Source organism: Nonomuraea sp. NPDC004354, from assembly GCF_053602555.1.
Window position 1 is genome coordinate 104,256 of sequence record NZ_JBSGDV010000008.1, and the last position, 26,965, is coordinate 131,220.

The 26,965-nt window shown below is 69.5% G+C and carries 29 protein-coding genes; 10 read left to right on the top strand and 19 right to left on the bottom strand.

All coding sequences use genetic code 11. From position 1 onward, the window contains the following. Positions 1 to 398 precede the first annotated feature (398 nt). Complete coding sequence (locus ACWENQ_RS23055) at positions 399 to 857, bottom strand: MarR family winged helix-turn-helix transcriptional regulator (RefSeq protein ID WP_452416022.1); 459 nt, start codon at positions 855 to 857, stop codon at positions 399 to 401. 38 nt (positions 858 to 895) lie between these two features. Between ACWENQ_RS23055 and ACWENQ_RS23060 the strand changes: the two genes are divergently transcribed. After that, entirely contained in the window at positions 896 to 1,351 is a 456-nt protein-coding gene (locus ACWENQ_RS23060) for a hypothetical protein (protein ID WP_449923330.1), read from the top strand. Between the two features lie 30 nt (positions 1,352 to 1,381). On the opposite strand, the gene ACWENQ_RS23065 is transcribed toward ACWENQ_RS23060, so the two are convergent. The 3 genes from ACWENQ_RS23065 to ACWENQ_RS23075 all read right to left on the bottom strand — a co-directional run bounded on the left by ACWENQ_RS23065 (position 1,382) and on the right by ACWENQ_RS23075 (position 3,806). Continuing rightward, positions 1,382 to 2,494 (bottom strand): ABC transporter substrate-binding protein, encoded by a 1,113-nt coding sequence (locus ACWENQ_RS23065; protein WP_452416024.1) that lies wholly within the window; start codon positions 2,492 to 2,494, stop codon positions 1,382 to 1,384. 254 nt (positions 2,495 to 2,748) lie between these two features. Then, on the bottom strand, positions 2,749 to 3,426 hold the full coding sequence (locus ACWENQ_RS23070; protein ID WP_452416026.1) for an NUDIX domain-containing protein: 678 nt from the start codon (positions 3,424 to 3,426) through the stop codon (positions 2,749 to 2,751). Next, positions 3,423 to 3,806 (bottom strand): hypothetical protein, encoded by a 384-nt coding sequence (locus ACWENQ_RS23075; RefSeq protein ID WP_452416028.1) that lies wholly within the window; start codon positions 3,804 to 3,806, stop codon positions 3,423 to 3,425. Before ACWENQ_RS23075 ends, ACWENQ_RS23070 begins: the two co-directional genes overlap by 4 nt. A gap of 49 nt (positions 3,807 to 3,855) precedes the next feature. Here ACWENQ_RS23075 and ACWENQ_RS23080 point away from each other — a divergent pair, with 49 nt between their 5' ends. The 4 genes from ACWENQ_RS23080 to ACWENQ_RS23095 all read left to right on the top strand — a co-directional run bounded on the left by ACWENQ_RS23080 (position 3,856) and on the right by ACWENQ_RS23095 (position 7,843). Continuing rightward, on the top strand, positions 3,856 to 4,614 hold the full coding sequence (locus tag ACWENQ_RS23080) for a DeoR/GlpR family DNA-binding transcription regulator (RefSeq protein WP_452416029.1): 759 nt from the start codon (positions 3,856 to 3,858) through the stop codon (positions 4,612 to 4,614). Positions 4,615 to 4,688: 74 nt separating this feature from the next. After that, positions 4,689 to 5,579, top strand: coding sequence for a helix-turn-helix domain-containing protein (locus ACWENQ_RS23085; RefSeq protein ID WP_449923344.1), 891 nt, complete (start codon positions 4,689 to 4,691; stop codon positions 5,577 to 5,579). Positions 5,580 to 5,639: 60 nt separating this feature from the next. Next, positions 5,640 to 6,839 (top strand): epoxide hydrolase family protein, encoded by a 1,200-nt coding sequence (locus ACWENQ_RS23090; RefSeq protein WP_452416031.1) that lies wholly within the window; start codon positions 5,640 to 5,642, stop codon positions 6,837 to 6,839. 308 nt (positions 6,840 to 7,147) lie between these two features. Further along, on the top strand, positions 7,148 to 7,843 hold the full coding sequence (locus ACWENQ_RS23095; RefSeq protein WP_452416032.1) for an SRPBCC family protein: 696 nt from the start codon (positions 7,148 to 7,150) through the stop codon (positions 7,841 to 7,843). 54 nt (positions 7,844 to 7,897) lie between these two features. On the opposite strand, the gene ACWENQ_RS23100 is transcribed toward ACWENQ_RS23095, so the two are convergent. Further along, a complete protein-coding gene (locus ACWENQ_RS23100) occupies positions 7,898 to 8,512 on the bottom strand; it encodes a TetR/AcrR family transcriptional regulator C-terminal domain-containing protein (protein WP_452416034.1) in 615 nt (204 codons plus the stop codon). A gap of 65 nt (positions 8,513 to 8,577) precedes the next feature. On the opposite strand from ACWENQ_RS23100, the gene ACWENQ_RS23105 reads away from it, so the two are divergent. Further along, positions 8,578 to 8,988: a hypothetical protein gene (locus tag ACWENQ_RS23105; RefSeq protein ID WP_449923358.1), complete on the top strand. Its 411-nt coding sequence runs from the start codon at positions 8,578 to 8,580 to the stop codon at positions 8,986 to 8,988. Positions 8,989 to 9,727: 739 nt separating this feature from the next. On the opposite strand, the gene ACWENQ_RS23110 is transcribed toward ACWENQ_RS23105, so the two are convergent. The 3 genes from ACWENQ_RS23110 to ACWENQ_RS23120 are packed head-to-tail and all read right to left on the bottom strand — an operon-like array spanning position 9,728 to position 11,959. Further along, positions 9,728 to 10,756: an alpha/beta fold hydrolase gene (locus tag ACWENQ_RS23110; RefSeq protein WP_452416035.1), complete on the bottom strand. Its 1,029-nt coding sequence runs from the start codon at positions 10,754 to 10,756 to the stop codon at positions 9,728 to 9,730. Positions 10,757 to 10,781: 25 nt separating this feature from the next. Continuing rightward, positions 10,782 to 11,282 carry a DinB family protein gene (locus tag ACWENQ_RS23115; protein WP_452416036.1) on the bottom strand — a complete coding sequence of 167 codons (501 nt, stop codon included), beginning with the start codon at positions 11,280 to 11,282 and terminating at the stop codon, positions 10,782 to 10,784. Positions 11,283 to 11,332: 50 nt separating this feature from the next. Beyond that, positions 11,333 to 11,959, bottom strand: a complete 627-nt coding sequence (locus ACWENQ_RS23120; RefSeq protein WP_452416037.1) for a class I SAM-dependent methyltransferase — start codon at positions 11,957 to 11,959, stop codon at positions 11,333 to 11,335. 85 nt (positions 11,960 to 12,044) lie between these two features. Here ACWENQ_RS23120 and ACWENQ_RS23125 point away from each other — a divergent pair, with 85 nt between their 5' ends. From ACWENQ_RS23125 to ACWENQ_RS23135, 3 genes are all read left to right on the top strand, one after another. After that, positions 12,045 to 12,650, top strand: coding sequence for a helix-turn-helix domain-containing protein (locus tag ACWENQ_RS23125; protein ID WP_449923371.1), 606 nt, complete (start codon positions 12,045 to 12,047; stop codon positions 12,648 to 12,650). Between the two features lie 165 nt (positions 12,651 to 12,815). Continuing rightward, positions 12,816 to 13,508, top strand: a complete 693-nt coding sequence (locus ACWENQ_RS23130) for a TetR/AcrR family transcriptional regulator (protein WP_452416039.1) — start codon at positions 12,816 to 12,818, stop codon at positions 13,506 to 13,508. Between the two features lie 445 nt (positions 13,509 to 13,953). Beyond that, positions 13,954 to 15,228 (top strand): multicopper oxidase family protein, encoded by a 1,275-nt coding sequence (locus tag ACWENQ_RS23135; RefSeq protein ID WP_452416040.1) that lies wholly within the window; start codon positions 13,954 to 13,956, stop codon positions 15,226 to 15,228. Between the two features lie 206 nt (positions 15,229 to 15,434). Here ACWENQ_RS23135 and ACWENQ_RS23140 read toward each other — a convergent pair whose 3' ends face one another. Then, entirely contained in the window at positions 15,435 to 15,842 is a 408-nt protein-coding gene (locus ACWENQ_RS23140) for a hypothetical protein (protein WP_452416041.1), read from the bottom strand. Positions 15,843 to 15,938: 96 nt separating this feature from the next. After that, positions 15,939 to 17,168, bottom strand: coding sequence for a serine hydrolase domain-containing protein (locus tag ACWENQ_RS23145; RefSeq protein WP_449923381.1), 1,230 nt, complete (start codon positions 17,166 to 17,168; stop codon positions 15,939 to 15,941). Positions 17,169 to 17,503: 335 nt separating this feature from the next. Here ACWENQ_RS23145 and ACWENQ_RS23150 point away from each other — a divergent pair, with 335 nt between their 5' ends. Next, complete coding sequence (locus ACWENQ_RS23150) at positions 17,504 to 18,268, top strand: helix-turn-helix domain-containing protein (protein ID WP_452416043.1); 765 nt, start codon at positions 17,504 to 17,506, stop codon at positions 18,266 to 18,268. A gap of 407 nt (positions 18,269 to 18,675) precedes the next feature. Here the strand turns inward: ACWENQ_RS23150 and ACWENQ_RS23155 are convergent, their stop codons facing one another. From ACWENQ_RS23155 to ACWENQ_RS23195, 9 genes are all read right to left on the bottom strand, one after another. Then, positions 18,676 to 19,425 (bottom strand): urease accessory protein UreD, encoded by a 750-nt coding sequence (locus ACWENQ_RS23155; protein WP_452416045.1) that lies wholly within the window; start codon positions 19,423 to 19,425, stop codon positions 18,676 to 18,678. 47 nt (positions 19,426 to 19,472) lie between these two features. Beyond that, positions 19,473 to 20,171, bottom strand: coding sequence for an urease accessory protein UreG (gene ureG / locus ACWENQ_RS23160; protein ID WP_452416046.1), 699 nt, complete (start codon positions 20,169 to 20,171; stop codon positions 19,473 to 19,475). Between the two features lie 25 nt (positions 20,172 to 20,196). After that, on the bottom strand, positions 20,197 to 20,871 hold the full coding sequence (locus tag ACWENQ_RS23165; protein WP_452416048.1) for an urease accessory protein UreF: 675 nt from the start codon (positions 20,869 to 20,871) through the stop codon (positions 20,197 to 20,199). A 73-nt stretch (positions 20,872 to 20,944) separates the two neighbouring features. Beyond that, on the bottom strand, positions 20,945 to 22,855 hold the full coding sequence (locus ACWENQ_RS23170; protein WP_452416050.1) for an urease subunit alpha: 1,911 nt from the start codon (positions 22,853 to 22,855) through the stop codon (positions 20,945 to 20,947). After that, positions 22,848 to 23,486, bottom strand: coding sequence for an urease subunit gamma (locus ACWENQ_RS23175; RefSeq protein WP_452416052.1), 639 nt, complete (start codon positions 23,484 to 23,486; stop codon positions 22,848 to 22,850). The genes ACWENQ_RS23170 and ACWENQ_RS23175 overlap by 8 nt, the downstream gene beginning before the upstream one ends. Before the next feature lie 350 nt (positions 23,487 to 23,836). Continuing rightward, a complete protein-coding gene (locus ACWENQ_RS23180) occupies positions 23,837 to 24,433 on the bottom strand; it encodes a response regulator (RefSeq protein WP_452416054.1) in 597 nt (198 codons plus the stop codon). Further along, complete coding sequence (locus tag ACWENQ_RS23185) at positions 24,433 to 25,533, bottom strand: sensor histidine kinase (RefSeq protein WP_449923398.1); 1,101 nt, start codon at positions 25,531 to 25,533, stop codon at positions 24,433 to 24,435. The genes ACWENQ_RS23180 and ACWENQ_RS23185 overlap by 1 nt, the downstream gene beginning before the upstream one ends. 4 nt (positions 25,534 to 25,537) lie before the next feature. After that, positions 25,538 to 26,227, bottom strand: a complete 690-nt coding sequence (locus tag ACWENQ_RS23190) for an ABC transporter permease (protein ID WP_354908828.1) — start codon at positions 26,225 to 26,227, stop codon at positions 25,538 to 25,540. Continuing rightward, positions 26,224 to 26,937 carry an ABC transporter ATP-binding protein gene (locus tag ACWENQ_RS23195; RefSeq protein ID WP_452416056.1) on the bottom strand — a complete coding sequence of 238 codons (714 nt, stop codon included), beginning with the start codon at positions 26,935 to 26,937 and terminating at the stop codon, positions 26,224 to 26,226. Before ACWENQ_RS23195 ends, ACWENQ_RS23190 begins: the two co-directional genes overlap by 4 nt. Positions 26,938 to 26,965 lie beyond the last annotated feature (28 nt).

Consider the following 26,965-nt stretch of genomic DNA (forward strand, 5'->3'; position numbering starts at 1 on the left):
CCGGGCCGAGCGGAAGATCCTCATCACAGACCACTGACAGGCGCAGAAGCCACAGGTCGCTACCGCTGATTTCCGCACCCAGCCGCCTCGATGGCCCATCGGCCGCTTCGTCCCCCAGATCTTGACGTGTTCGACGCCGCATTCTTGGGATCAATGGAGGCATCACAGCGGAGAGCGCACCGGCAGATCTTGGCCGACTCAGCTCGATGCCCTCAGCTGACCGGATCCCAGGCAGCACGAGGACGAGCGAGCGGCTGAGCCGGCCCCCGGACCGGAGACAGCCCGCAGCGGGTCAGCGAACGCGCGATCGGCGCTGATTCCGTTCACGGGACAGACGGGAGGTCGTGGGACCGAGGTTCGTCAGCGTGATCGCGGTCAGCGTCTCGGCCCACCGCCGCTCACAACGGATCGCAGGCGGGATCGTGTTTCTCATAGAGCCGGGCGAGCAGACGATTGAGCTGCCGTTGTTCGGCTGCGTTGAGCGGCGACAGGAACTCGGCCTCCGCCTTGGACAGCTGATCGAGCGCCTCGTCCACCACCTTCGTGCCGGCATCGGTCAGCCTGACCAGGTACTTCCTTCGATCAGCGAGGTCGCGTTCACGGTGCGCGTAACCCAGCCGCTCCAGCTTGTCCACGACCGCCACCATGGTCGTCCGGTCCATGCCGGTGAGCCGGCCCAGTTCGCGCTGGGACAGCCCCTCACCGTGGGCGACGCTCAGGACGCGCAGGTCACGACCGGTGAGAGACCAGCTGTCCAGCGCGTTACCGATCACTGCGCGGGCGGCGTCGCCGAGACGGAGCATCATGTGGCTGGTCGCCGAGGTGACCAGCTGCGCGGGCGGGGTCGGTTCTCTCATGAGGGCAACATACGTCATAGCACCGATCATCAGTTACTATGATCGTCAGCACCGCTGATGAATCGGAGTGTGCCATGAGCTCAGTTGCCACTCGTGAGACCGCGCTTCGCGTCGCCCTCGTGGCGATGGGGCTGGTCACCACCCTCCCCGCCCTCGCACTGGTCACCTCGTACGCGCTGGAATGGACCTACGGGGTGATCGCCCCCGAACCGATGACGCTGGCACTGCTTCAGCACCGGGGCATGCTCCAACTGCTGCTGGGCGCGGCCCTGATCTGGGCGGCCTTCTTCCCGCCGGCGCGGCGGGCTGCCGCGATCGCCGCGGTGGCGGGCAAGTCGACCTTCCTCCTGCTGATCCTGCCGAACCCCGACCTGCGTGCCGACCTCGCGCCCTTCAGCACGGTGGTCGATCTGACCTGCATCGTCGTGCTGTCGGTCTACATCGTCTGGAGCACCTCGGTCAGCGTCAGAGGCGGTCGACACGCCCCGCATTGACTTTCTGGGCAGTCGGACGGCTGTGCTCTCTCAGCCGGCGTGAAGGATCCGCAAGCGATCGGGTGCCGCCGGATCTCGGTCAACGACCTGGACCGGCGCCCAAGCCCACTGCCAAACGCTGATGCCCGGCGTGCGGGAGAACTGGATCTTCCCGCGGGTGCCTTCGACTGCAACGCGCGGCCAGGCTTCGGCAGTGCTCGCCCGGTCCACGCCGCCAGACCGCAGCACATCAGCGAGGACGGTGACCGTGTCGTAGCCCTCGAAGGCGACGAAGGAGGGCGCCGCGGCCAGCCGTTCGCACAGGACCTTCTCGACTCGTGCCCCGAGTGGGCTGAGGCGCTCGGGCAGGTAGCGCAAGAACGGGATCGCGGCGCCGTCGTCGCCCAGCAACCTCGCCCATTCGGCGAACTCCGGCTGCCCGGCCGGAGCACCAATCATGATCTCGGCCAGGCGCGGGTCGCGGCGGACAGACTTGACGATCGACACGGCCGGCTCCGGGTGGCCGACCAGAAGAAGGAGGGCCGTCGCGCGATTGCCGACGAGTTCGTCGCACACGGCCGCGGGGGCGAGCGCGCCCATGTCGAGTTCGATGACGGTGCCGCCGTGCGGAGCGAGGTAGTCCCGCAGAATGCGGGCCCCGGATGCCCAGTAGACACTCGGCTGGGCAGCTACGGCGATCCGCCTGTGGCCCGCGCTGAGAAGGAAGTCCGCGTAGATCTGCCAGCCGTGGGACTGCGCCGGGGCGACGCGCGCGACCCATTCCGTCGGCTGTTCGGTGAGCGTGTCGAGAACCGCTGAAGAGCAGAGGTACGGCAGGCCGAGGGCCTCGGCCCTGGCCGCAGCGGTGCGAGCGACCACGCTGTGATACTCCCCCGCCAAGGCGGCCACGCCCAGGCGAGCCAATTCATCCACGGCCGCCACGGCCCGCTGCGGATCAGCCGCGGTGTCCCGGACCACCAGTTCGAGCGGTCTTCCGACGATCCCGCCGGCGTCATTGACATCGCGAACGGCCAGCTCGAGTCCGGCGAGCAAATGTTGGCCTGCCTCGACCCAGCCAGGCCGAGTCAACGGAACGAGAGCGCCGATCTGGACGGATGATCCGTCAGTCCGCTCCACTGCAGGCGGTGATGGTGGCGTGTTCATGCGTGGCGTCTCCCGTGTGACGGTTCGGTCGCAGTCTGCCCTGATCACAGAGTGGCAAGGCCAGATAGTACGCGTTCATCTCATCTCGCCCGTGGCGGGCGCCCCCCGCGACCTGTTGCCCGACCCCGGCCGCCCCATCACCTCGCCTGTTCCTCAACCACTCACACCCGGAGGGGCTGGACCAGCAGATCGATCCGGGCGGGCCTGAGGCACCCCCTCGTCCGCCTCTTGATCCTCTTTCTGGGCAGGGGGTGTCAGCCGGTGCTCGCGGCGGAGGCGAAGGGGCCGTCCAGGGCGGCCCATTGCAGCAGCAGGATGGTTTTGCCGTCGGTGATGCGTGCGTCGCGGACCATGGCGAGGGCGTCGGTGAAGGGCAGTTCGAGCACTTCGATGTCCTCGCCGTCCTCCTCCAGCCCGCCGCCGTGTGCTGTGCGGTCGGCCGGTGTGTAGGGGGCGGCGTAGAAGTGCAGGCGCTCGGTGACCGAGCCGGGGCTCATGTAGGCGTCGAGGACGTGGGTGAGCGGGCCGAGCGTGATGCCGAGTTCCTCGGCGGCCTCGCGCCGGATGGCGGCGACCGGGTCGTCGCCGTCGAGCAGTCCGGCCGCGGCTTCGATGAGCATGCCGTCGGGGTGGTCGTTGACGTAGGCCGGGTAGCGGAACTGGCGGGTGAGCAGCACGCGCCCGCGGTCGGTGTCATAGGGCAGGATGACCGCGCCGTTGCCGCGGTCATAGGTCTCGCGCTGCTGGGTGACCCAGCGTCCGTCGCGGCGCCGGTAGTCGAAGGTGGTGCGACGCAGGACGTGCCAGCCCTGGGAGGTGAGCTCCACGTCGCGGACCACGACGTCGGAGTTGCGGTCCAGATCACGCCCGACGCGGTCGAGGCCGGTGCGGCCACGGTGGTCGGGGACGTCGATGCCGGGGCGGGTGTTCACGCGGTCTCCTGCGGAGTGCGGCGCGGGATCTCGTTCACGTCGTGGTAGACGGGCAGGCCGCGACGGCGGGCGGTGGCGACGTCCTGGTCGGCTCCGGTGGAGTTGCCGGGGAGCCGGAGCACGGCGTCGCAGTGGGCGAGCAGCCGTTCGGCGGTCGGGTAGAGGACCTGGTCGGCGAGGGGGTCGGTGGGGTCCGCGCCGGCCGAGCGCAGGACGGGCAGCGCGACCCACTCTCCGATCATCGGGACGTGTCCGGCGGCGAAGACCGGCCACGCCGCCGCTTCGAGGCGGGCGAGGTTGGCGGCCATGGCCTGCGGGTCGCCGTCGCTGCCGGAGCGGTAGGGCCCGGCGATCAGGATCAGCATCGGCTTGTCGGTCATGACGCGCTACGATACATGCAGAAACGTGCAAGAACTGGAGAGAACGTGCATGCTGGCTGCTGAACGGCGTGACCACCTGCTGGGCCTGCTCGCCCGCGAAGGCAAGATCGTCGCCAAGGACGTCGCCGCGGACCTGGGCATCTCCGAGGACAGCGTGCGGCGCGACCTCCGCGACCTGGCCGCCGAGGGCCTCTGCCACCGCGTCTACGGCGGAGCGCTACCCGTCTCCCCTGCCGTGGCGGACTACACCGCCCGCAAGACCGTCACCCCCGACGGCAAACGGAAGGTCGCCGCGGCGGCCGCGGCGCTGGTACGGCCGGGCAGCGCCGTGATCCTGGACGGCGGCACCACCGCCCTGGCCGTCGCCCACACGCTCTCGCCGGACCTGGCCTGCACCGTGATCACCCACAGCCCGACCATCGCCGCCGCGCTGCTGGAACATCCGCGGGCCGAGGTCTTCCTGCTCGGCGGCCGCATTTTCAAACACTCGGCGGTCGCCTGCGGTGCCGCCGCGGTGGAGGCGGCCCAGAACGTCTCGGCTGACCTCTGCCTGCTCGGCGTCACCGGCGTCCATCCCGAGGCGGGACTGACCACCGGCGACGCCGAGGAGGCCGCGATGAAGCGCGCCCTGGCCGCACGGGCCGCCGACACCTACATCCTCGCCTCGTCGGAGAAGATCGGCACGGCTTCACGGTTCCGCGTCCTGCCCTGGGAGGAGATCAGCGGACTGATCACCGATGCCGATCCCGGCAACGCAGTCGTCGAGCAGCTCACGGCACGCGGCGTGGAGGTTCTGGCAGCCGGCTGACAGCCACGCGCCGAACACGGGAGCGCAGGAGGTAGCGGTTCAGCCGGCCACAGGAACTGACTAGCCTCGGCCGTATGGTGTTCGACTCCGTTCATTTCGATCTCCAGTCCTATGCCGGTTTCGACATGGATCGATACGTTCGGCGGACGCACTGCAGCTGGGAGGACCTCGGCTGGCAGTCCTTGCTTGCGCAACGGTTCGACCACGTCCCGCTGGTCGAGGACATGGAGTTGCCGGCCGCGGCGGACGTGCACCTGATACTGCCCGTAGGAGGCCGGACCGTGATGGAGACACGGATCGATGGTCGATGGAGCCGCCACACCTGGGTACCGGGGCGGCTCGAACTGGGCATCCCGGACCGGCCCGCCGTCCGCCGCTATCGCGCGGACGGCCCGTTGCGCAGCGTGCAGGTCCACATCCCGCGCGGCACCGTCGAACGGACCGCCGAGCAGCTGGGTGGCCGCGCGGTGGACTACGCGAGCATGGCGGCGTCCGTGGCCGCCGGCGATCCGCTGATCGAGGAGGCTGTCCGCGCCGCCGGCTTCGCGGAGGAGACCGGCGACCTGTACGCCGAGTCCGCGGCCGCCTTCCTGGCCGTGCACCTGCTCACCCGCCATTCCCGGTCACCTGGTCAACGGACGCCGGGGCGGGAGGACGCACGCGTCCGCGCGGCGATCGCCGTCATGCGTGACCGGCTGGCCGAACCGCTCACCCTGGCGGACATCGCGGACGAGGTGTACCTCAGCGTCTATCACCTTGTTCGCGTGTTCAACCGAGCAACAGGAGAAACGCCCCACCGGTTCCTCATCCGCTTGCGGATCGAGAAGGCGCAACGCCTGCTGCGGGATACCGACCTCACGGTCGCCCAGATCGCGCCGCTCTGCGGTTTCGCCAGTCCCGGTGCTCTGTCGACGGCCTTCCTGCGGCACACCGGCACCCGTCCCTCGGCATATCGCAATTCCTGACCGCTCTCCCGGCAATCTCACGCATGGACCCGGGGGTGACCGGTTTCTAGGGTTTCGTCCATGTCTGAAAACGCGGCGACAACGCCGGAGATCGAGCCGTACCCCATGCGCATTCCTGACCGCGACCTGGCGGACCTGCGGGCTCGTCTTGACGGGGTTCGGCTTCCCGAGCCGGAAACGGTGCCGGGCGCCACGCAGGGTATCGGGTTGGACCGGCTGAGCACGCTGCTGGACACCTGGCGACAGCACGACTGGCGGGCCAGGGAAGAGCAGTGGAACACGATTCCGCATTACCGCGTGCGCCTCGACGACCTGCGGATCGCGTTCTGGCACGTACGCTCGCCCGAGCCCACAGCGCTCCCCTTGTTGCTGACCCACGGCTGGCCGGGCTCCGTCCTCGAATTCGAGAACGTCCTCGGGCCGCTCAGCGATCCGGTCGCCCATGGCGGTTCCGCGAGTGACGCCTTCCACGTCGTCGTCCCGGCCCTGCCAGGGTTCGGGTTCAGCGATCGTCCACGCGAGCGCGGCTGGCACCCCGCACGCACGGCGCGGGCGTGGGCCGAGCTGATGACCGTGCTCGGCTACGAGCGGTTCGGCGCGCACGGCGGAGACTGGGGCGCGTTCGTCAGCACCGAACTGGCACGCCTGGTGCCCGAGCGAGTCGCCGGCCTGCACCTGACGATGCCGATCGCCTCTCCCCTGCCGGACGACCGGATCTCGCCGGACCCGGCGGAACAACGCATGCTGGAGCGGCGCGACACTCATCTCGCGGACGGATACGGCTTCGGGATGATCATGAGCACGCGCCCGCAGACGCTCGGCTACTCCCTGCTCGACTCGCCTGCCGGCCTGGCGGCGTGGCTCGGTGAGAAGTTCGCCGCCTACTCCGACACCCGACCGGAGGCCGGCGGCGGGGTGAGCGCGTCGCAACAAGTGGACAACATCGCCCTGTACTGGCTGACCGGGACCGGCGCCTCCAGCGCTCGCTGGTACTGGGAGGCCATGCGGTGGGTACCACGCAGCGCCGAAGAAGAGAACGAACAACCGGTGACGGTGCCCACCGCCTGTTCGCTCTTCCCCGCCGAGCCGTGGCCGACCGCCCGGCGCTGGGCCGAGCGGCGCTACCACGACCTCCGGTCATGGCACGAGCTGGACCGCGGCGGCCACTTCCCCGGTCTGGAACAGCCAGACCTTCTGGTCTCCGAAATCAGGACCGCATTCCATCACCTACGTCACCGTCCCGGCGATCTCACACGGTGAAGGTCTCTCACCCTTCCCTTCCACCGGCGGCCGGGCTCGCCTCCGTCCCCGCGATGACCTGCCACCTTCCCGTCCGAAGGGAAACATCATGACGACCATGTCCACGCCACGCTCCTCGCCGTCACGTACGCGATCCCGCTCGTCGTCTGGCGGACGCGGCCCGACGGCGCGCCGAGCCTGTCCAAGGACATTCACCCCGCGTTCGTCGCTTTGATCGTCGCAGCCTCTGCCGCACTCATCGTGGCCATCCGTCGAGCCCGGCGCTGAAGCAGCGTGCCCACTTTCCTCAGTACTCATCAGGAAGCTCAATGACCATGTCCAGCAACAACCTGTCGAACTCCTCCGGGCAGCGATTCCCGACCCGCGCGCGCATCACCGCGCTCACGATCTCGCTCGCCGCGACCGGCGTATTCGCAGGCGACATCTCCGCCGCGCAGGCCGTCACCGCGCAGCCCCCGGCCATCCACCACGCCGCCGCTCACCACGGTGGTGGACTCCAGTGCCGCGGGAAAGGTGTCGACCCCACCGCGAAGATCCGGTACCGGACCGAGGCCTTGATCAAGGCGCCGCTGAGCACCATCTGGAAACTGCAGACCGATGTGGAAGGCTGGCCCACCTGGCAGAGGCCCGTGACCAGCATGAAGCGCCTGGACCCTGGCCCGCTCCGCAAGAACTCGCGCTTCCGGTGGACCACCCCGGTGCCCGCCACTCCCGTCAGCGCGCCCACCACGCTGGTCATCACCTCCACCGTCCGCCAGCTTCGGCACCATGCGTGCATCCGCTGGACCGGGCCGGCGATCGGCGAAGGACTGCGCATCGACCGGGGCGTTCACGTCTGGACCTTCACCAAGGTCAAGGGCGGCGTCCTCGTACGCACCGAGGAGACCCATGCGGGCGACCAGATCGAAACCAACGTGCCACTCGCCACCGACTTCCTCGGAAAAGGTCTTGAGGCCTGGCTGAAAGACCTCAAGAACACCGCCGAAGCGCGCACGAGCGCTTAAGTGCCTGTTCCGAACTTCTGGCCATGGACCGAGGGACGGTGGACACATCCTGGGCTACCGCATGTCGCGGTCTCCGATGATCAGGGATACGCCGGCGTTGAAGATGTCGTCGGGGGTGAGTCCGGCGTGGCGGCCTTCCGCCAGGGCACGGGCGATGGTGGGGAATGTCTGCGCGAACTGTTCGGCGGTCCGGGTGTCCATGGTGTGGGCGCCTGCGGAGTCCTGCTCTTCGATGACGTGGCCGAGGGTGTAGTGGGTGCCGGTGAAGACGATGTTCGCCGCCTCAGCCAGGGGCAGGTCGCGGTCTTCGAGTGTGCGGAGTGCGTGTTCGGCGATGCGGGCGAGGGTGGGTGTGCCGGGTGGTCGGGCGCCGGCCACGACTCGGGCGCCGTCGGGGTAGGCCAGCATTGCCTGGCGCAGGCGGTGGAAGATGGCGGCCAGCCATGGCCGCCAGGACTGGTCTGAAGGCAGTGGCGCGAGCTCGGCGAATTGTTCTTGCAAGATGGCTTCGGCCATCGCGTCCAGGAGCTCCTGCTTGTCGTTGAAGCGCCAGTAGATGGCGGGGGCCTTGACCTGCAGGCTGGTGGTGAGCCTGCGGAAGGTCACCCCGGTCAGACCTTCCTGTTTCAGCAGCGTCAGGGCTTGCTTCACGATCGTCTCTGCATCCACGGCATCCATTGTATAACTGTGTTACATTGGCTTCTATAACGTCGTTATAGAGCGAGGTGTAGATCTTGAACCAGGCACTCGTGGACAGCATGCGGACCTACCTCCAGGCCGGACTGGCCATGGACGTGGACCAACTGGATCAGCTGTATGACCCGGAATTCGAAAACGTGCGGGCGGATGAGTCCGGCCAGACGATCACCCTGACCAAGGCCCAGTTCATGGCGCGCTTCCGCGCGCTGCGCGAACAAGGCCAGTCGGTGGGTGAGTCCATAGACGACATCACCTTCCCGGCCACTACCGACTTCGGCGACCACGCGGCGATCATCATGCGCCGGGTCGAAAACGATGTGCCGGCACTGTATACCTTCATCTGGCGGATGGACGAGGGACAGCCGACCACCATCCTGCGCGAGATCACCTTCGACAAGGACATCAGCTACCTGCTGAAGATGGTGCAGTCCGCGAAGGACGCATAGCGGTATCGGAGGGCGCGCCCCTTGTGGGAGGCGGTCGGCCGGCAGCGCGGACGACTCGACGCCCCATCAGATGATCATCGACCACAGCACTATGGCTTCGTGGTGCTCGGATAAGTGCTCGTAGTCCTGGACGCAGCGCCTGCGCCGGGAGATCCACGACAGCGTCCCCTCCACACTTCTCGGGGCGTCCGCCGTTGCCGTGCAACCAGGCCGGTTGAGGCATGAGCGGCTCGATGGCCTGCCGTTCGGCGTCGGTCATGTCGGTGGTGTAGCAGCGCGTCCAGGCCGGGCGCCGCGCTCCGTGGCCATAGCGGCAGGCCACACGTGAGCAGGCAGTTTCTTTGTGCTACGTCGCCATTTCGCCCATTTATCGGCCACGCAGCGGGCCCGGGGATCAGTTTGTACACGGGCACGGAGCCCGTAGCCGCGCCGACGCCTGGTCCACGTAGGTGGAAGATCTTCCCGGTGAGGGCGTGCGGGACTCCTGCAGGTTACGGATGACCTTGAGGTCACGCCTACAGGGCTACCCCATGGCGTAGGTGAGGATGTGCGTGGTCTTGAAGACGCGGCCGTAGGCGGCGATCGCACTCCCGAGCGGGGTGGGGTTACCCGCCTTTGCTTCGTCGTCGCGTACCAGGCGGCGGTGGTGGCGTGCTCATCCTGCTCCCACTCGCTCCGCACGGGCATCCCTCGCGTCGGTGATTACAGTAAGGACCGCCGACCACAAACAAGAACGGGCTCATCCGTCCAGGAAGCGCACCAGCTCCGCAGTGACGAACTGGGGGTTCTCCTCGACGAGCCAGTGTCCCGCGTGCGGCACGTCCACCGCGCGCACGATCTTGGTCATGCGCGGGGCCACTGTGGCTCGGATCGCGTCGAGCTGCCCCTGGGCGGTCATGAGCAGGGTCGGGACACGTACCGGTGCTGCTGCCGCGGTGTCGCGAACGTCTTTGTCGAGGGCGCGGTAGAGCTCGAAGCCGCCCGACAGGACCTCTGGCCGGCTGTAGGTCCGTGCGTACTCGTTGATCTCGGTGTCGGAGAACGGGGACCGATCAGATGTGCCGCCGAACGCCGTGCCGCCGAACGAGACCTGGGGATAGAACAGCGCCAGGTACTCGCGGACGTCGTCGCGTACGACCGCCTCGGGGACCCGTCGCTGGGAGTGAAAGGCGATGTGCCAGCTCAGTGAGCGGTACGTGGACGCATCGATCCTGGGCCCGGGTAGTGGCAGGTCGAAGTAGCCGAGGCGGGCGGTGTCATCGGGGAATTGGCTGGCGTACTGGAAGGCTACTGCGGCGCCGAAATCGTGCCCGACGACGCGGGCGTCACGTATCCCGAGCCGGTCGGCGATCAGCGTGTGGACGTACCGCGCCAGAGTGGCCTTGTCGTAGCCGGTCGGTGAGCCGGTGCTGTCGCCCAGTCCGGGAAGATCGACAGCGTAGACGGTGTGGTTCTTGGCGAGCGCCGGCATGATCGGCCACCAGCCGTACCAGGTCTGCGGCCAACCGTGTATCAGCACTACCGGCGTGCCGCTGCCGCCGGTCACGTAGTGCATACGGACGCCGTCGACGTCGGAGAACTTGTGTCGGAAGGTGTTCTTGAACTGGGGGTCGTCCTGGGTTGCGACGGCGTAGGGGGGAACGTCGCCGGCTGTCGGCGTGGAACAGGCCGCGGTGCCGATCGTGAGCAGGAGGGTGAGCGTGACGGTCGCCACCGTGCGCGCGGATCGGAAGAAGCGGCGCGACAACAGTCGTGTTGCGGTGATCATGTGGTCCTGTTCTGGAGAAGGTGGATCAGCGCCCGGTCGCGCCGTCGATCAGTTCGCGGAGGATGTCCGCGTGGCCCGCGTGACGGCCGGTCTCCTCGATCATGTGGGTGAGGGCCCACCGGATGCTGGGAGCGGGGCGTTCCGGTCGCGGTCGAGGAATCGGCGCGCCGAGATCGGTGCACCCGTCGAGCAGTTCGTTCGCGCGCCTGACCGTTTCTCGGTAGCGGGCGACGACGTCGGCCACTCTGTCCGCCGGCGCAGCCTGGAACGTCGCCTGCCAGTCGGTGACGTCGTCCCCGAGGAACATCGAGCGTTCGACGAAAGTCAGGTGGTTGAGCAGGCCGAGCAGGTTCGTGCCCGACGGCACCACGGCTGTTCGCGCCTGAGGTTCGGGGGCACCCTCGACTTTCGCGGCGATCGAGGTCCGGAGGTAGTCGAGGAATTCGCGCAGGATCTCGGTCTCGCTGCTTCCGGTCCGGGGCGGCGGGGTGTCGCCGCGGCGGTCGCGGCGCGTGGTGCTGGGCACAGTGGCTTCCTTTCTTTCGCTCTTTCGCCGGGGGCGGGTCTGGTGCCGTGTCAGGCGGTACGTCGGATGAGTAGGACGTGGTCGGTGATCTCGGCGGTGCGCCCGCCCGGTCCGGTCGCGATCCGGCGGGGTGTGTCGGCCCGCTCGACCGTCCATGTCGGTGGGTCCAGATCGATTCCCGCGGCGACCTCCCGCGGGCTCGGGTACCGGACGTCGGGATCCTGGTTCCACGACCATGGCGCGGCCGAGCCGTGGTCGACGACCAGCAGCCGCCCGCCCAGGCGCAGTGCGCGCGCGGCTGAGCGCAGGACGGTTGCCCTGTCCAGGTCGAAGGGGGTGTGCAGGTAGTGGGCACAGATCAGGTCGAATCCACCCTGCGGGAACGACTTGTGCAAGTCGTGGCGCACGGTGATGACACGGTCGCCCAGGCCGCGTGAGCGGGCGAGGACGGCGAGCCGCTCGACCGCCACGGCCGAGATGTCGGCGGCGGTGACGTGCCACCCCTGGCCGGCGAGCCACAGCGCGTCGCCGCCGTCGCCGCATCCGAGGTCCAACGCGTCGCCGGGCGGCAGGCTCGTGATCGTCTCGGTGAGGCGCGCATTTGGCTGCGGGTCAATGGCTGCCGGTCGGGCCGCGTGCAGGTCGTCCCAGAACGTGACCGCATCGGTGGTGCTCATCAAGGCTCCTTCTGTCAGGAGCGCTCAGTCTTGCCAGGCGGGCCCGATCTGGCACAGAAACTTGCGGTTCCGGCAAGATGGCCTCATGGATCGCGAAACGGACGACGTCCTTGACGCGGTGGGGCCGCGACTTCGTGCACTGCGTCGTGACCGTGGCATCACCCTCGCTGCCCTCGCGGCGACGACCGGCGTGTCGGAGAGCACCCTGTCCCGGCTGGAGAGCGGGCAACGTCGGGCAACCCTGGAGCTGCTGCTGCCGCTGGCTCGTACCTACGACGTTCCGCTGGACGATCTCGTCGGCGCCCCGCGCACCGGCGACCCCCGGATGCACCTCAAGCCGATCAAACGGTTCGGGATGACCTTCGTGCCCCTGTCCCGGCGGCCGGGCGGAGTGCATGCGTTCAAGATGATCATCCCTGCCCAGCCGAAACCGCTCGAACCGACCCCGCAGACCCATGAAGGCTTCGAATGGCTGTACGTGCTCAGCGGTCGCCTGCGGCTCGTCCTCGGTGAGCGCGACCTGACGTTGCCGCCAGGTGAGGCAGCCGAATTCGACACGTCATTGCCGCACTGGCTGGGCAGCGCCGACGGCGGCGCGGTCGAGCTTCTCATCCTGTTCGGCCTGCAAGGGGTGCGTCTGCACGTACGCGCTGCCCCTCATCGGTCGTCTCACGGCGAGAGCCGGCGGTGAACTCGGCGCAACCGTCGGGGATGGCGTGGCAGTGAAGAACCGGGAGCGGGCGCCGGTGCTCCTCGGCCCCCGCGGCGCTCGACGAGGCCGTGGTTGTCCAGCACTTTAGAGTACACAATTGCATCTAATGGCGGGCTCCGTAAGTCTCCGCGATAAGATGCGCAGGTGGACCGTAAGCGGGAGCGGACCGCGGCTGAGCACGAGGCGATCAGCGCGCAGGCGGCGGAACGTCGTGCCGACGCCGGCACGACCCGCGACGGCGGCGCGTCCCGTCGACGCGGCCGCAAGCTCCAGGACGCGATCCTCGACGCCGCGTGGGACGTGCTGGTCGAGCACGGATATCACGGCTTCACCTACGAAGCGGTCGCCGCCCGCGCCGGCACGAGTCGTCCTGTGCTCTACCGGCGCTGGCCGCAGCGCGACGACCTGCTGCTGGCCACTCTCGCCAAATTCTGGCAGCCGATCACGGTGCCCGACACCGGCAGCCTCCGCGATGACGCGATCGGCTTCCTGCGCAACGCCGACGCTGACCGCGCAGGCATGATCACGTTGATGAGCGTGCAGCTGGCGGACTACTTCCGCGACACCGGCACCAGCCTCGGCGAGCTTCGCGACACCCTCCTGCCGCCGGGCCGGCCGACCACCTTCGAGATGATCGTCGCTCGCGCGGTCGAGCGCGGCGAGCTGCCGGACGTGCCGCGTTCGTCCCGTGTGGTGAACCTGCCGCTGGACCTGTTGCGCCACGACATGTTCATGACCATGCGCGCGGTGTCGGAGGAGTCGATCGTCGAGATCGTGGACGAGGTGTGGCTGCCGCTGCTGGGGGTGCATGGGGGTCCGTCCGCCTCACCGGCCTGAGCCTCGCCGGCGACCTGGCCCGCCAGGTGTTGACCGACCCCCTCGGCGGGCAGGTCGGCGCCCGGCCGGGCGGGTGCAGCCCATGCGACGTGTCACTCCCGGCCTGGCGGGCTCGACCAGAGAACGGCCGGCCGGAGCCACCCGTCTGCCGCCGCCGCCACACCCACGAATGCTGCAAGAGGTCTTGCGAGATCGCCGAAATGCGGGGTCGCCGCGCGCAAGATATGGCTCTCCAGCTTCTGCAGTGATTGGGGTGGAAATGCTGAGTCGCAGGAAGTTATTCACGCTCGGCGGAGTCGCAGGGGCGGCGGTCTTGTTGCCCAAGGCGCTGGAATCATCGGCCGTGACCCGGGAAACCCCGCCCGGCCCCGGCCACACGCACCATTCGACCTCCCCCAAAACCGTCGTCTCCACCCGGGCGCCGGTCGCCCCCTTCTCTGCGCGCATGCCCGTGCCGCAGGTGCTGCGGCCGATCGCCCAGCTGCCCGAAGCCGATGTCTATGAGCTGGCCATCCGCCAGATCGAGGCGGAGATCCTGCCCGGTGTCCGGACTCCCGTGCTCTCCTACGGCAACCAGTTCGTCGGTCCGACCATCCGCGCCAAGAGTGCGCGCCGTACCCTGATCACCTTCCGCAACCGCCTGGAGGCGCCCTCCAACGTGCACCTGCACGGTGGGCACGTACCGGCCGTCAGCGACGGCCACCCCATGGACCTCATCCAGCCCGGGGGCGCCAAGCTCTACAACTATCCCAACCGGCAGCAGGGCGCGACGTTGTGGTACCACGATCACAGCCACCACACCGAGGCCGAGCACGTCTTCCGCGGCCTGCACGGCGCCTACCTGCTGGAAGATGACAGCGAGCGGCATCTCGGGCTGCCCGGCGGCGAGTACGACATCCCGATCCTGCTGCGCGACGCCGCCTTCGACGAGTCCGGGGCCCTCGTCTTCGCCGAGCCCGAGTACCGCACCACCCTCCTGGCCAACGGCAAGCCCTCGCCGTACTTCCCGGTCGCGGCGCGCAAGTACCGCCTGCGCCTGCTCAACGTCTCCACCCACCGCGACTTCACCCTCAGCCTGGGCGGAGTCGAGATGACGCAGATCGCCACCGACGGCGGCCTGCTGCCCGCCCCGGTGCCGCGGAGCACGCTGCTGCTCAGCCCCGGCGAGCGCGTCGAGATCGTGGTCGACTTCTCCCGCCATCCCTTGGGCACCCAGCTGGTGCTGGCCGACACGACCGGGCCGGTGCTCCGCTTCGACGTCGTACGGCGGGCCCGCGACAACAGCCGCGTACCCGACCGGTTGCGGGAACTGCCTCCCCTGCCGGAGGCGACCGCCACCCGCGAGGTCGTGCTCGGATTCGGGTTCGTCGGCGACGTGCCGATGGGCCTGATCAACGGCCGGCCGTTCGACCCGGACCGCATCGACGCGAAGATCAAGCTGGGCACCACCGAGATCTGGCGCATCACCAACGGCGACGTCGAGTACCAGGTGCCGCACAACTTCCACACCCACCTGGTGCAGTTCCGGGTGCTGGACCGCGACGGCAACCCGCCGCTACCGGGCGAGACGGGCCGCAAGGACACCGTGCACATCCGGCCCGGGGAGTCGGTTCGGGTGCAGGCCACCTTCGGCGACTACACCGGGCGCTTCCTCTACCACTGCCACCTGCTCGAACACTCCCAGATGGGGATGATGGCCCAGATGGAGATCACCCGTTAGGCGCGGCTGGCAGCATTCCCGCACAGCAGCGGACACCCTGCCGGGTGACACCGTGTTCCAGGACGGCGAGCTGACTCCGCAACGTCCATGCCGGCGGGCGTCGGCAAGGGGCGAGCGAGCCGGCGTGGCCGCCTTGGCGGGGCTCGCCCCCTCCCTGCCCCGGCACGCCGCCGCGTCCCGGTGGCCGGAGACCCTGGGACATCCCATCAAGCGGCGTCGAGGGCTGCGGTGATCTTGCGGATCATCTCGGTCAGGGTGGGGCTGGGCTCGCCCTGGTGGGTGCGGGCGGCCGCTTCGACGGCGACCAGGACGGTGCTGCGGAAGTTGTCGGCCTCTGCCGGATCCTGCTTCTTGAGCAGGCCCATGGCGGCTGTCAGGGCCGGCAGCACGTGGTCGGCGATCGCGGCCACGGACTTGCCGTCCAGAGTGATGTCCCTGGTCTTCTCGGCGAGCACGTGGCCGACCAGGCCGGTCGCGGAGGCCAGGGCGATGGAGCCCTCGGTGGCGACCTTGTGGGGCTTGCCGGCGGCATCGGCGGCGGCCAGCAGCGAGACGGCGCCGTAGGCGGCGGTGCGCAGGGTGGACTTGTCCTGGTCGGTCAGGGTGATGGACATGGTGGTGTGCTCCTTCAAAGCTGTCAGGAAATCCGATGGAACGGGCGGATGGTGGAATGCGGGGTGAGGTCCGGCCTACCGGGCGAGGGCGCGGGGTCAGTCGTCGATCGCCTGGTAGAGCATGGTCCAGAAGTCGTGGATCAGCCGCGTCGAATCCGGGGTGGACGCCCCGACCTGCGTGAGCAGGATTCCGGTGAGCTGGTTGGCCGGGTCGGCGTAGGTCGCGGTGCCGCTCCCGCCGTCCCAGCCGAACTGGCCGACGGGGGCGTAGTCGCCGCGGTAGGTACGCACCGCCATGCCGAAGCCCCAGCCGCCGTGCTGCCCCTGGCCGTGCGAGATGTGGACGTTGTCGAGGGCCATGGCGTTGCGGGCGGCGTTCTGCTCGGGCGTCAGGCGGTTGGTGGTCATCAGCTCGACGGCGGGCCTGGACAGGATCCGCTCGCTGCCGTGCATTCCGCCGTTGAGCAGCATCCGGAAGTAGGCGTGGTAGTCGTCGACGGTGGAGACCAGCCCGCCGCCACCGCCCTGGAACGCCGGAGGCCGGCTGTGGCGTCCCCCCTTGGCCTCGTCCCACACGAGGAACTGTCCGGTCTGCGGGTCGGGGGCGTACAGGGTCGGCAGCCGGTCGATCTTGTCGGCGGGCACGTGGAACCCGGTGTCCTTCATCCCCAGCGGATCGAAGACGCGTTCGCGCAGGAACGTCTCGAACGACTGGCCGGTGACCCGGGCCACCAGTACGCCGAGCAGATCGTTGCTGATGTGGTACTGCCAGCGCTGTCCGGGCTGGTGCATCAGCGGGAGCGTGCCCAGGCGGCGCATCCACTCATCCGGCCCGGGCATCGGCACCGGAAGATTGGGCGTGAGCCCCTGCTCGAAGATCGCGTTCATGATCGGGGTGCCCAGCGACGTCATGTCCATGCCGAGCCCGAACGTGGACGTCAGCACGTCCCGCACGGTGATCGGCCGCCGCGCCGGCACGGTGTCGTCCAGCGGGCCGTCGATCCGCTTCAGCACCCGCCGGTCGGCCAGTTCCGGCAGCCACGCATCGACCGGGTCATCCAGCCGCAGCCGGCACTCGTCCAGCAACACCATCGCGGCCGCCATCGAAACCGGCTTCGACGTCGAGGCCATCCGGAAGATCGTGTCCCGGCTCATCGGCGGGCCGCCGTCATGACGCATCGTCCCGATCGCCTCGACGTGCGTCTCACCGCCCCGGCTGACCAGGGCGACCAGCCCGGGAATCTTCCCGGAGTCGACATGCCGCGTCAGCACCTCGCGCAGCCTGCGCAGCCCTGCCGCGGAGAAGCCGCTGTTGCTTGTGTCCATCACGTAGCTCCCTGCCTCAAATGTTCGATCTCTGCGAGCCCGTCCCGGCGTGGCACCCCTGGCCTCGGCGAGCCGGGGCTCGGTCGCACCACCTGTGTTCGGGAATCCCTGAACGTCTGCGACACTACATTGCGTTTATACATCAGTCAACAAGCAAAGAGGAGCATTCCCCCTGCTCTTTGGGATCAAAGGGCGTGCATTGCAATGATTGTGATGCTGAATGCAATGGATGATCAGGGCCAGAATTGCAATGGACTGCGCGTGAATGCATACTGTGCAGCGGGGTACGCGGGCGCCGAGCTTCGCGCATGTCGAGCGAGAGGAAACAAGCACCGATGCCCGGAGGCAGGCTCACCAATGAGGACCGGCAGCACATCGCTACGGGGCTGGCCGAAGGACTCGGATACGCAGAGATCGGTCGGCTTCTCGGGCGGCCCGCCTCGACCATCATGCGGGAGGTCACCCGCAACGGCGGCCCCGACGGCTACGGGGCGGACCGGGCGCACGAGGCCACACGCCACCGTGCGCGCCGACGCAAGCAGGCTCAGTCTCCGGCGCCGCCGGTCCCCCACGGCGACCACGGGCGTGACCCCCGAGCGGTTCAGGACTTCACCGAGTCCTTCACCGATCTCCTCGTTCAGCAGGGGCTCCCCCAGATGACGGCCAGGGTGCTGGCCTGCCTGTACATCACCGACTCCGGCGCCCTCACCGCCGCCGAACTGGTCCAGCGGCTTCGCGTCAGCCCGGCGTCGATCTCGCACGCCGTCACCTTCCTCGAACAGCAGGGACTGCTCACGCGGGAGCGGGTTCCCGGCGGGCGCCGCGAACGCTATGTCATCGACGATGAGATCTGGCTCCGGTCCACCCTTGCGGCTGTGCAGACGAACGACGCCCTGGAGGCCGCGTCGCAGCGCGGAGCCGAGATTCTCGGGGTCGCAACCCCGGCGGGCGCCCGCTTCAAGTCCTCCGCCGAATTCCTTCACCTCGTGACCGAGTCCCTCGGGAAGGCCATGGAGCAGTGGCGGCAGAGCCTGGCCGCCCGGAGCACCCAGCACCCTGACCCGGACTCGCTGACCACAAAGGACGAACTCGCGTACTGAACACGGAGTGGGCAGCCGGCGGCTGACTGGCAAGGCTCTGACAGTGCCCAGCTGGCCATCCCGAACACGCAGCGCGCCTACGCCCTCGCCATCGATCACACCATTACCGCCCTCGGGCGGGAGCGGCCGTTGTCATCGGGTGAGGAGATCCGGCGGAGCGGCGCTCCGGTCGGCCCCGGCAAGTCACCCGCGGATCGCGCCGCCCCGCATGCGCGAGATCCGGGTCCGGTTCGCCAGGACCGGCGCCCCTGGCCGGGACCCGTACGACGACGAGCGCAGGACCACCATGCGCGTCGACGCCGAGTGGACCCAGGCCGACGACCCCCGCAGCCAGGAACAGGGAGCTGATCCTGCACAACCCAGTGGAGCCGTTCAGTGCACCAGGTTGGGGCGATGCGGTGAGGTGTTCACGGGGTGGGGTGCGCCGCATCCAGCAGGCGGCGTAGGTGCAGGGTGTCCGGGGCCAGGGCGGTGATCAGGATGGCGGGCCCGGCCAGGGGGGCCAGCAGGGCCTGGCCGGCTTCCGGGTCGTCGCCGAGCAGCCGGACGTGGGGCGGTTGCTGCTGCATGGCCGGATCGATGATGAGGATCTGGCCGACGGCGCGGTGGCCGGCCAGGACGGCGGGGCCGTCCCAGCCGGGTGCGCCGGGGCCGTACATCGCCTGCTGGTCCAGCAGGGGGCGACCGTCGCGCCGGACGGTGAGGCGGGTGGCCAGCCGGCCCGGCGGCTCGCCGGCGCGGCCGAGGACGATTTCTTCACGTAGGAGGAGTCGTGCGGTCGGGGCGAGGTCGATGGTGCAGCTCTGGCGCAGGTTGCTGCGGGCGGCGGAGATCAGCGGCTGGGGCAGCCAGTGCAGGCTTGCCCGCTCGGCAACGGTCAGGTGCACGTCGTAGGTGGCGTGCTCGGTGGTGGGGCCGCGCAGGGCGATGGTGGCGGCGGCGGAGGTGATGTGCAGGTGTGCGTCGTGCTCGGCGGTGGCCTCGATGCGCAGCCGATCGCCGCCCAGGGGGGCGCTCATGGCGGCGAGGACGCACACCCGCGCCTGGTTGCCGTGTGAGCGGCCGCGGCGCAGGTCGAAAGGGCCGTCACCGGCGAGGAGCGGGAGGGCGGTGGTGTTGCCCGCGTGGGTCGCCCGAATGCGGGCGGTGGCATGCACACCCGGCGCGGACCGCCCGGCCGGTGTGGGTGCAGAGGGCGCGAGTGTCATGCGGGGCCCGCGGTCCAGGCGGCCAGGCGCCGGCGGATCCAGTCGGCCACAGGTGTGATGCCGCCGTCGGTCTTGACCGCGGTCAAGACGGTGGGACGGTGGCCGCGCTGGGTCTCGGCGTCGCGTGCCATGGCTTCCAGGTCGGCACCGACGTAGGGGGCGAGGTCGGTCTTGTTGATGACCAGCAGGTCGGAGGAGGTGACGCCGGGGCCGCCCTTGCGGGGGATGTCGTCGCCGCCGGCGACGTCGATGACGAAGATCTGCGCGTCGGCCAGGCCTGTGGAGAAGGTCGCGGTGAGGTTGTCGCCGCCTGATTCGACGAGGATCAGATCGAGCGGGCCCAGGTGTTCTTCCAGGTCTTCGACGGCTTCGAGGTTGGCGGAGATGTCGTCGCGGATGGCGGTGTGCGGGCAGGCGCCGGTCTGGACCGCGGTGATGCGCTCAGCGGGCAGGACGGCCTCGCGCAGCAGGAACTCGGCGTCCTCGCGGGTGTAAATGTCGTTGGTCACGACGGCGATGGACAGCTCCTCGCGCAGCGCGCGGCACAGGGCGGCGACGGTGGCGGTCTTGCCGGAGCCGACCGGCCCGCCCAGGCCGATGCGCAGGGCGCGGCGACGGTCGTCAGGACGGGAGGAGGAACCGCCGGGGCCGTGGGCGTGGGCTTCGGGGAAGGTGTCGCTGTGGTGGAGGTGCATGGCTGCTCCGGGGGTGAAGGGGTGCTCAGGAGGCGAACAGGCGGGTGGGGCGGGCGGCGTGCTGTTCGGCGGTGATGTCGAGCAGCGGCGCGGAGACGGCCGGCAGCGCGGCCGGTCCGTCGGTGTGGACGCGCTGTGCGGCTTCGGCCGCCCGGGCCGCGACGTGGTCGATGTCGGCGGCCAGGCGGGCCAGGACGGCGGTGGCGTCGAAGGGGTCCAGTCTGAGCAGGCGCACGGTCGCGCTGACCGGGCCGCCGACGCTCTCATAGGCCGCCACGTACGCGGCGTCCAGCGGGGTCAGCCCGGCGGAGCGGGCGGCCAGGCCGAGCACCACAGGGTGATGAGCGCCCCGTGGCAGCGCCGCGGCGAGGGAGTCGAGCTCGGAGCAGGGCCAGGCGACTCGGGCGGCCCGCAGCAGCTGCCGGCCGAGCCTGCGCGCGGTGTGCCGCAGGGCGGGGGCGGCGGTGCGGGCGTCGGCCGCCTCTTCCAGCAGCAGCGGGTCGTACCCGGCGGCGGCCGCGGCGGCCAGGCCCGCCGCGACCAGGCCGCTGGTGTACAGCCGGCCGCGGCAGAACTCCTGCAGGCTCGCCACGTCACGCACCCGTCCCGCCGTGACCGCCGCCTCGGCCCCGCCGGAGTGGGCATGCCCTCCGGCGGGGAATCGACCGTCGGCCAGGACGAGCAGGGCGGCACGGTTCATGGTGCGTGACTCACCTTTCGCTGACATGGAGCGTGCCCCCGGGCTGCACGCACGGCGGGCCGTTCCGGGGCGGTCAGAACAGGAAGTAGCGCTGGGCCATGGGCAGCGTGTCGGCGAACCGGGTGCCGTCGACCAGCTGGTCGTCGATCTCCGTCTTGACGTCCTTGGCCTCCGCTCCGCCGATCACGACCTCGAAGGTGTCGGGATCGATGCGGATGTCGGGGCAGGCGTTGTTCTCCCGCATGTCGGCCTTGAACACCTTGCGGGTGTCGCGGATGGCCTTGAACTCCTTGCCCACCGTGAGCCGTTCGGGCAGGCCGGACTTGATGGCGTGTTCGGTGACGAAGTTGACCGCGTTGGCGGCAGGTGCCCGGCCACTGGCCCCCCACATGGGGCGGGGCAGGATCGGCTGCGGGGTGGTGATGGAGGCGTTGGCGTCACCCACCTGCGCGTAGGCGATCTGGCCGCCCTTGATCACCCGGTGCGGCTTGACGCCGAAGAACTTCGGCTCCCACAGCACCAGGTCGGCCATCTTGCCCACCTCGACCGAGCCGACCTCGTGATCGATGCCGTGCGCGATGGCCGGGTTGATGGTGTATTTGGCGACGTAGCGGCGGGCGCGGTGGTTGTCGGCCCCGTCGTCGCCGGCCTGGTCGCCGTCCAACGGGCCGCGCCGGGCCTTCATCACGTGCGCGGTCTGCCACGTCCGTATGATCATCTCGCCGATGCGTCCCATCGCCTGGGCGTCCGACGACATGATCGAGATGGCGCCGAGGTCGTGCAGGATGTCCTCGGCGGCCATCGTGGAGGGCCGGATCCGCGACTCGGCGAAGGCCAGGTCCTCCGGCACCAGCGGGTTGAGGTGGTGGCAGACCATCACCATGTCGATGTGCTCCTTGACCGTGTTGATGGTGAAGGGGCGGGTGGGGTTGGTGGAGGCGGGCAGCACGTTCGGCAGGCTCGCCATCGTGATCATGTCGGGGGCGTGGCCGCCGCCGGCGCCCTCGATGTGGAAGACGTGGATGGGGTGGTCGCCGATGGCGTCGATGGTGTCGGCGACCGCGCCCGCCTCGTTCAGCGAGTCGGCGTGCAGGGCCAGCTGGACGCCGGTCGCCCGGCACACCTCCAGGCACCGGCGCAGGACGGCCGGGGTGGCACCCCAGTCCTCGTGGATCTTGAAACCGAGGATTCCCCCTTCCACCTGGTTGTAGAGGGACTCGGTGGACATGGTGTTGCCCTTGCCGAGCAGCCCGATGTTGACCGGGAAGGCGTCCAGCGCCTCGAACAGGCGGGCGATGTGCCAGGCACCGGGCGTGACGGTGGTGGCGGTGCTGCCTTCGGCCGGGCCCGTACCACCGCCGATCAGGGTGGTGACGCCCGCGGCGAGCGCCTCGGTCACCTGCTCGGGGCAGATGAAGTGCACGTGGGTGTCGATGCCGCCCGCGGTGAGGATCTTGCCGTTGCCCGCGATGACCTCGGTCTCGGGGCCGATCAGGAAGTCCGTGGCCCGCTGGTGCCCGTCGTGCAGCCGGTCCATGGTCTCGTCGTTGTAGGCCTTGCCGAGCGCGACGATCCGGCCGTCACGGATGGCCACGTCGGCCTTGATCACGCCCCAATGGTCCAGGACGACCGCGCCGGTGATGACCGTGTCGGGCGGCTGCGGGGCGCCGAATCTCGCCGAGTCGCGCGGCGCGCAGGACTGCCCCATCGATTCACGGATCACCTTGCCGCCGCCGAAGATGACCTCGTTGCCGCTGCGCCCCGGACCACCCGACCAGTCCTCACTGATCTCGATCCGGAGGTTGGTGTCGGCCAGCCGGATGCGGTCGCCGACCGTCGGCCCGAACCGGTCGGCGTACTGGACCCGGGTCAGCGGCTGATCGATCGGCAGGATCTCCGGGCCTGGCACGCCATCCCGCGACGACGCCCCTGCCGCCAGCTCGTCGGGCGCGTCCGCCGCCGCGTCTGTCAGGGGCTCATCCATCGAGCTGCCCCCCGACCTCGCCGCGCAGGCCGGCGACGATGCGCCTGCCCTCGATGGGCACGAGCGTGACCGTCCTGGTGCATCGAGGCTCGAACCGGACAGAGCTGCCGGCGGGAATGTGCAGGCGCTTGCCGTAGGCGGCGGGACGGTCGAAGCTGAGGCGGGGGTTGGCCTCGTAGAAGTGGTAGTGAGAACCCACCTGGATGGGGCGGTCGTCACTGTTGGTGACGGACACGATCGTGATCTCGCGGCCCTCGTTGAAGGCCACCGGCTCAGCGCCCTCAGGATGGTCGATCTTCCCCGGATGAACCAGCGCCTCCGTTCCCGTTTCGGCGAAGGCGTCGCGGATGGTGACCAGCTTGGTGCCGTCGCGGAACGTCGCCTCGATCTGAATGTCGGAGATCATCTCCGGGACGCCCTCCATGACTTCGTCACGGGAGAGGATCTTCTCCTCGGCGGACATGAGCTCATGGACGGACTTGCCGTCCCGGGCCGCCTCCAGCACATGTGCCGTGATCAGCGCGACCGCCTCCGGATAGTTGAGGAGAACCCCCCGTTCTCTACGCCTCCGGGCCACGTCCGCGGCCACATGGATCATCAGGCGTTCCTGTTCGTGCGGAGTCAGATGCACTCTGCCACCTCGCCTTCGCTCTGCCCCGAGGCGTCGTCCCCGGGCGGCCAACGGTGCAGATCGCGGGGCATGACCGGCGTTCGGTCATGCCGCCGTCCGCTCTTCAGCCGAGAGGTGATCCCTTCGCCGTTGCGCTGGGCTTCGGCGGTCACCACCCGCTGCGACCGAAAGTAGTCCGATGAACGCTCTGAGTGATATGACGGAGGAGTGAAGCGTGTGTTACCAGTGACGCAGGGTGACCTGTCACACAGGCAGAGCCGTGAACCGCATCCGCCCAGACCGGCCGCCCGGCTGGAGACCCTGCTCAGCGGCTCCGCCTGCTCTGTTCCGCATCTGTCCGATCGCCGGCACTACAGGAGCCCGCGCTCCATGGCCACGACGACCGCCGCGGCCCGGGTCTCGACGCCGAGCTTGGCGAAGACGTGCTTGAGGTGCGTCTTCACGGTCGTCTCGCTGATCAGCAGGGTCCTGGCGATCTCCTTGTTGGCCGCCCCCCGGGCCACCAGGCGCAGCACCTCCAGCTCGCGCAGGCTCGGCTCCTGCCCCGCGGGCCGGCCGATGAGCGCGGAGGCGATCGACGGGGCCAGTACGGCGCCGCCGGCCGCGGCCGTGCGCACGGCCCGGTGCAACTCCTCGCGGGGCGCGTCCTTGAGCAGGTAGCCCGCGACCCCGGCCGCCATGGCCCGCGTCACATCGGCGTCTGTGTCGTAGGTGGTCAGCACGATCACCTTGATCTCCGGGTGGTCGACCCGCAACCGCTGGATCGCGCCGACGCCGTCGAGGCCGGGCATGCGCAGGTCCATGAGCACGACGTCCGGGCCCGCCCTCCTGGCCATGGCCAGCGCCTCGAACCCGTCGGACGCCTCGGCCACCACCTCGATGTCGTCCACGTTGTCGAACATGCCGCGCAGCCCGTCGCGGACCACCGGATGGTCATCGACGATCATCAGTTTGAGGGGATGCGCAGGCACAGTGCCGTCCCCTCTCCCGGCGCCGACTCGACCGTCAGCGTGCCGCCCACGCCGCGGGCGCGCTCACGCATGGCCGCCAGCCCGTAACCGGAACCGTGCGCGCCCGGGTCGAAGCCCGTGCCGTCGTCGAACACGTCCAGCGTCACCTCGTCGTCCATGTAGGTCAGTGTGATGGCCACCCGGTCCGCCCGCGCGTGCTTGGCCGCGTTGGACAGCCCCTCCTGCGCCGCGCGCAGCAGCGTGGCGCCCACCTCGGCCGTCAGCGGCCGGGGCGTGCCCTCCACCGTCACGGTGGCGCTCACCTCGGATGTGCGCGACCACCGCTCGGCGACCTGCGCGAGCGCCGCGTCCAGGTGCGCTTCCTGCAGCGGGCCAGGCCGCAGCGCGTCCACCGAGCGCCTGGCCTCCTGGAGGTTGTCGCGGGCCAGTTCCTTGGCCAGCGCGATCCTCCTGCGTACGGCGGGCAGGTCGGGCCTGCCCTGCTCGGGCATGGCCTGCTCGGCCGCCTCCAACTGGGTGATGATCCCGCTCAGGCCCTGGGCGAGGGTGTCGTGGATCTCCCTGGCGAGCCTCGCCCGCTCCTCCAGCACGCCGACCGTCTTGTTCTGCGCGCTCTGCCGCAACACGTAGGCCACGAACAGGCCGATCGCCACCACCAGGCCGCAGCTCCCGACGAGCCGCCACAGGGCGTTGGGGTCGTCCAGGTAGCCCCTGGCGGCGAAGGTGCACAGGATCGTCGCCACCGCCCCCGCGTACGACCACGGGGTGGAGAGCATCAGGTACGGCTGGGGCATCAGCCCGAAGATCACCACATCGAACGAGCGGTCCGTGAGTACCAGCGCGACGTACAGCGCGCACAGCACGGCCAGGTGGAACGCCATGGGGTGGAGCCGGCCGAGCAGGTGCGGGCGGCGCAGGACGAAGAACCAGTGCCAGCCGGCCAGCAGCGCGAGCAGGCCCAGGCTCACCGGGCCTGGGCCGGCGTCCTCGCCGAACGACAGCACCAGGCCGAGCGCCAGGCAGGCGTAGAACAGCATGTGGAAGGCGCGCAGCCAGCGCGCCTCCCAGACGTTCACCTCGTCACTCCCATCGGAACAGCGCGCCGGCCAGGGTCGTGCCCGCAACGATTATCCCGATCAGGATCAGCATCGGGAAGAGCGCGGCGGTGCCGCTCCAGGCACTGGTCAGCGCGTCCACGCCCGGGGTCAGGGGCAGGAAGTCGCCGATCTGCCGCAGCGAGCCGGGCAGGGACTTCCTGGGCACGGCCGCCCCCGCCAGGAAGATCATCGGGAACATGACCAGCATGCCGATCAGGCCGGCGCCCCTGGTGTTGCGCACGATCGCGGCGATCACGAACCCGATCGCGCAGACCGCCACCGAGCACAGCAGGAACGCCACCGCCAGCAGGGGCACGTTCGCGGGCGGCCGCGTGCCGAACACGACGATCGCGGCGGCGATCAGCAGCACCGAGCCCGCCAGGGCCGCGGCGACCTGCGCCACCAACTGCGCGGCCAGCAGCAGCACGGGAGAGATCGGCGTGGTCGCCAGCCGCTTGAGCACCTTGCGCTCGCGGTAGGCGGCCACGATGCCGGGCAGCGCGCCCATGCCACCGATGGCCGCGATCATCGCGACGTACCCCGGGACCGCGCCGGTGTCGCCGCGCTTGAGCACCAGCAGCATCAGCGGGAAGGCCAGCATGAAGAACACCGAGGCAGGATCACGCAGCAGCAGCCTCAGCTCGGTGGCCGTCAAAGCGGCGAACGCCTTCATCGGTCCGCTCCTTCCAGGGCGAAGTACGCCTCTTCCAGGCTGGCGGTGCCGGTCCGGGCGATGATCTCGTCCGGGGTGCCCATGGCCCGGATCCGGCCACGGGCCAGGACCGCCAGGCGGTCGCACAGGGCCTCGGTCTCGTCGAAGTAGTGGCTGACCAGCACCACGGTGGTGCCGGAGGTCTTCAGCTCGCGCACCAGTCGCCAGGTCTCCCGGCGGGCGATCGGGTCCAGGCCGGTGGTCAGTTCGTCCAGCACGACCACCTCGGGGTCGCCGACCAGGGCCAGGGCGAGCATCAGCCGCTGCTTCTGCCCGCCGGACAGGTCACCGTACGCCTTGCGCGCCAGCGGGGTCAGGCCCCAGCGCTCCATGACCTCCCGCCAGTCGGCGGGGTGGCGATAGAAGCAGGCGAAGGCGTGCAGCGCCTCGGCGACCTTCATCCGCTCCGGTAGCGCGCTGTCCTGGAGTTGGGCGCCGATGCGCTGGGCCAGGGCCCGGCGCCGGCGTGCCGGGTCCTCCCCCAGGACCCGCACGCTGCCTCCGTCGGCCCGCCGCAGCCCGATGAGGCATTCGACGGTGGTGGTCTTGCCCGCCCCGTTGTGGCCGGCGATGCCGAAGGTCTCACCGGCGTGGACCGTGAACGTGACGCCGTCCACGACGTTCGTGCCCCCGTACGTCTTGCGCAGGTCTGTCACCTCGATGGCTTCCATGCCTCAAGGTTCCCGTCGTGTCGGGACA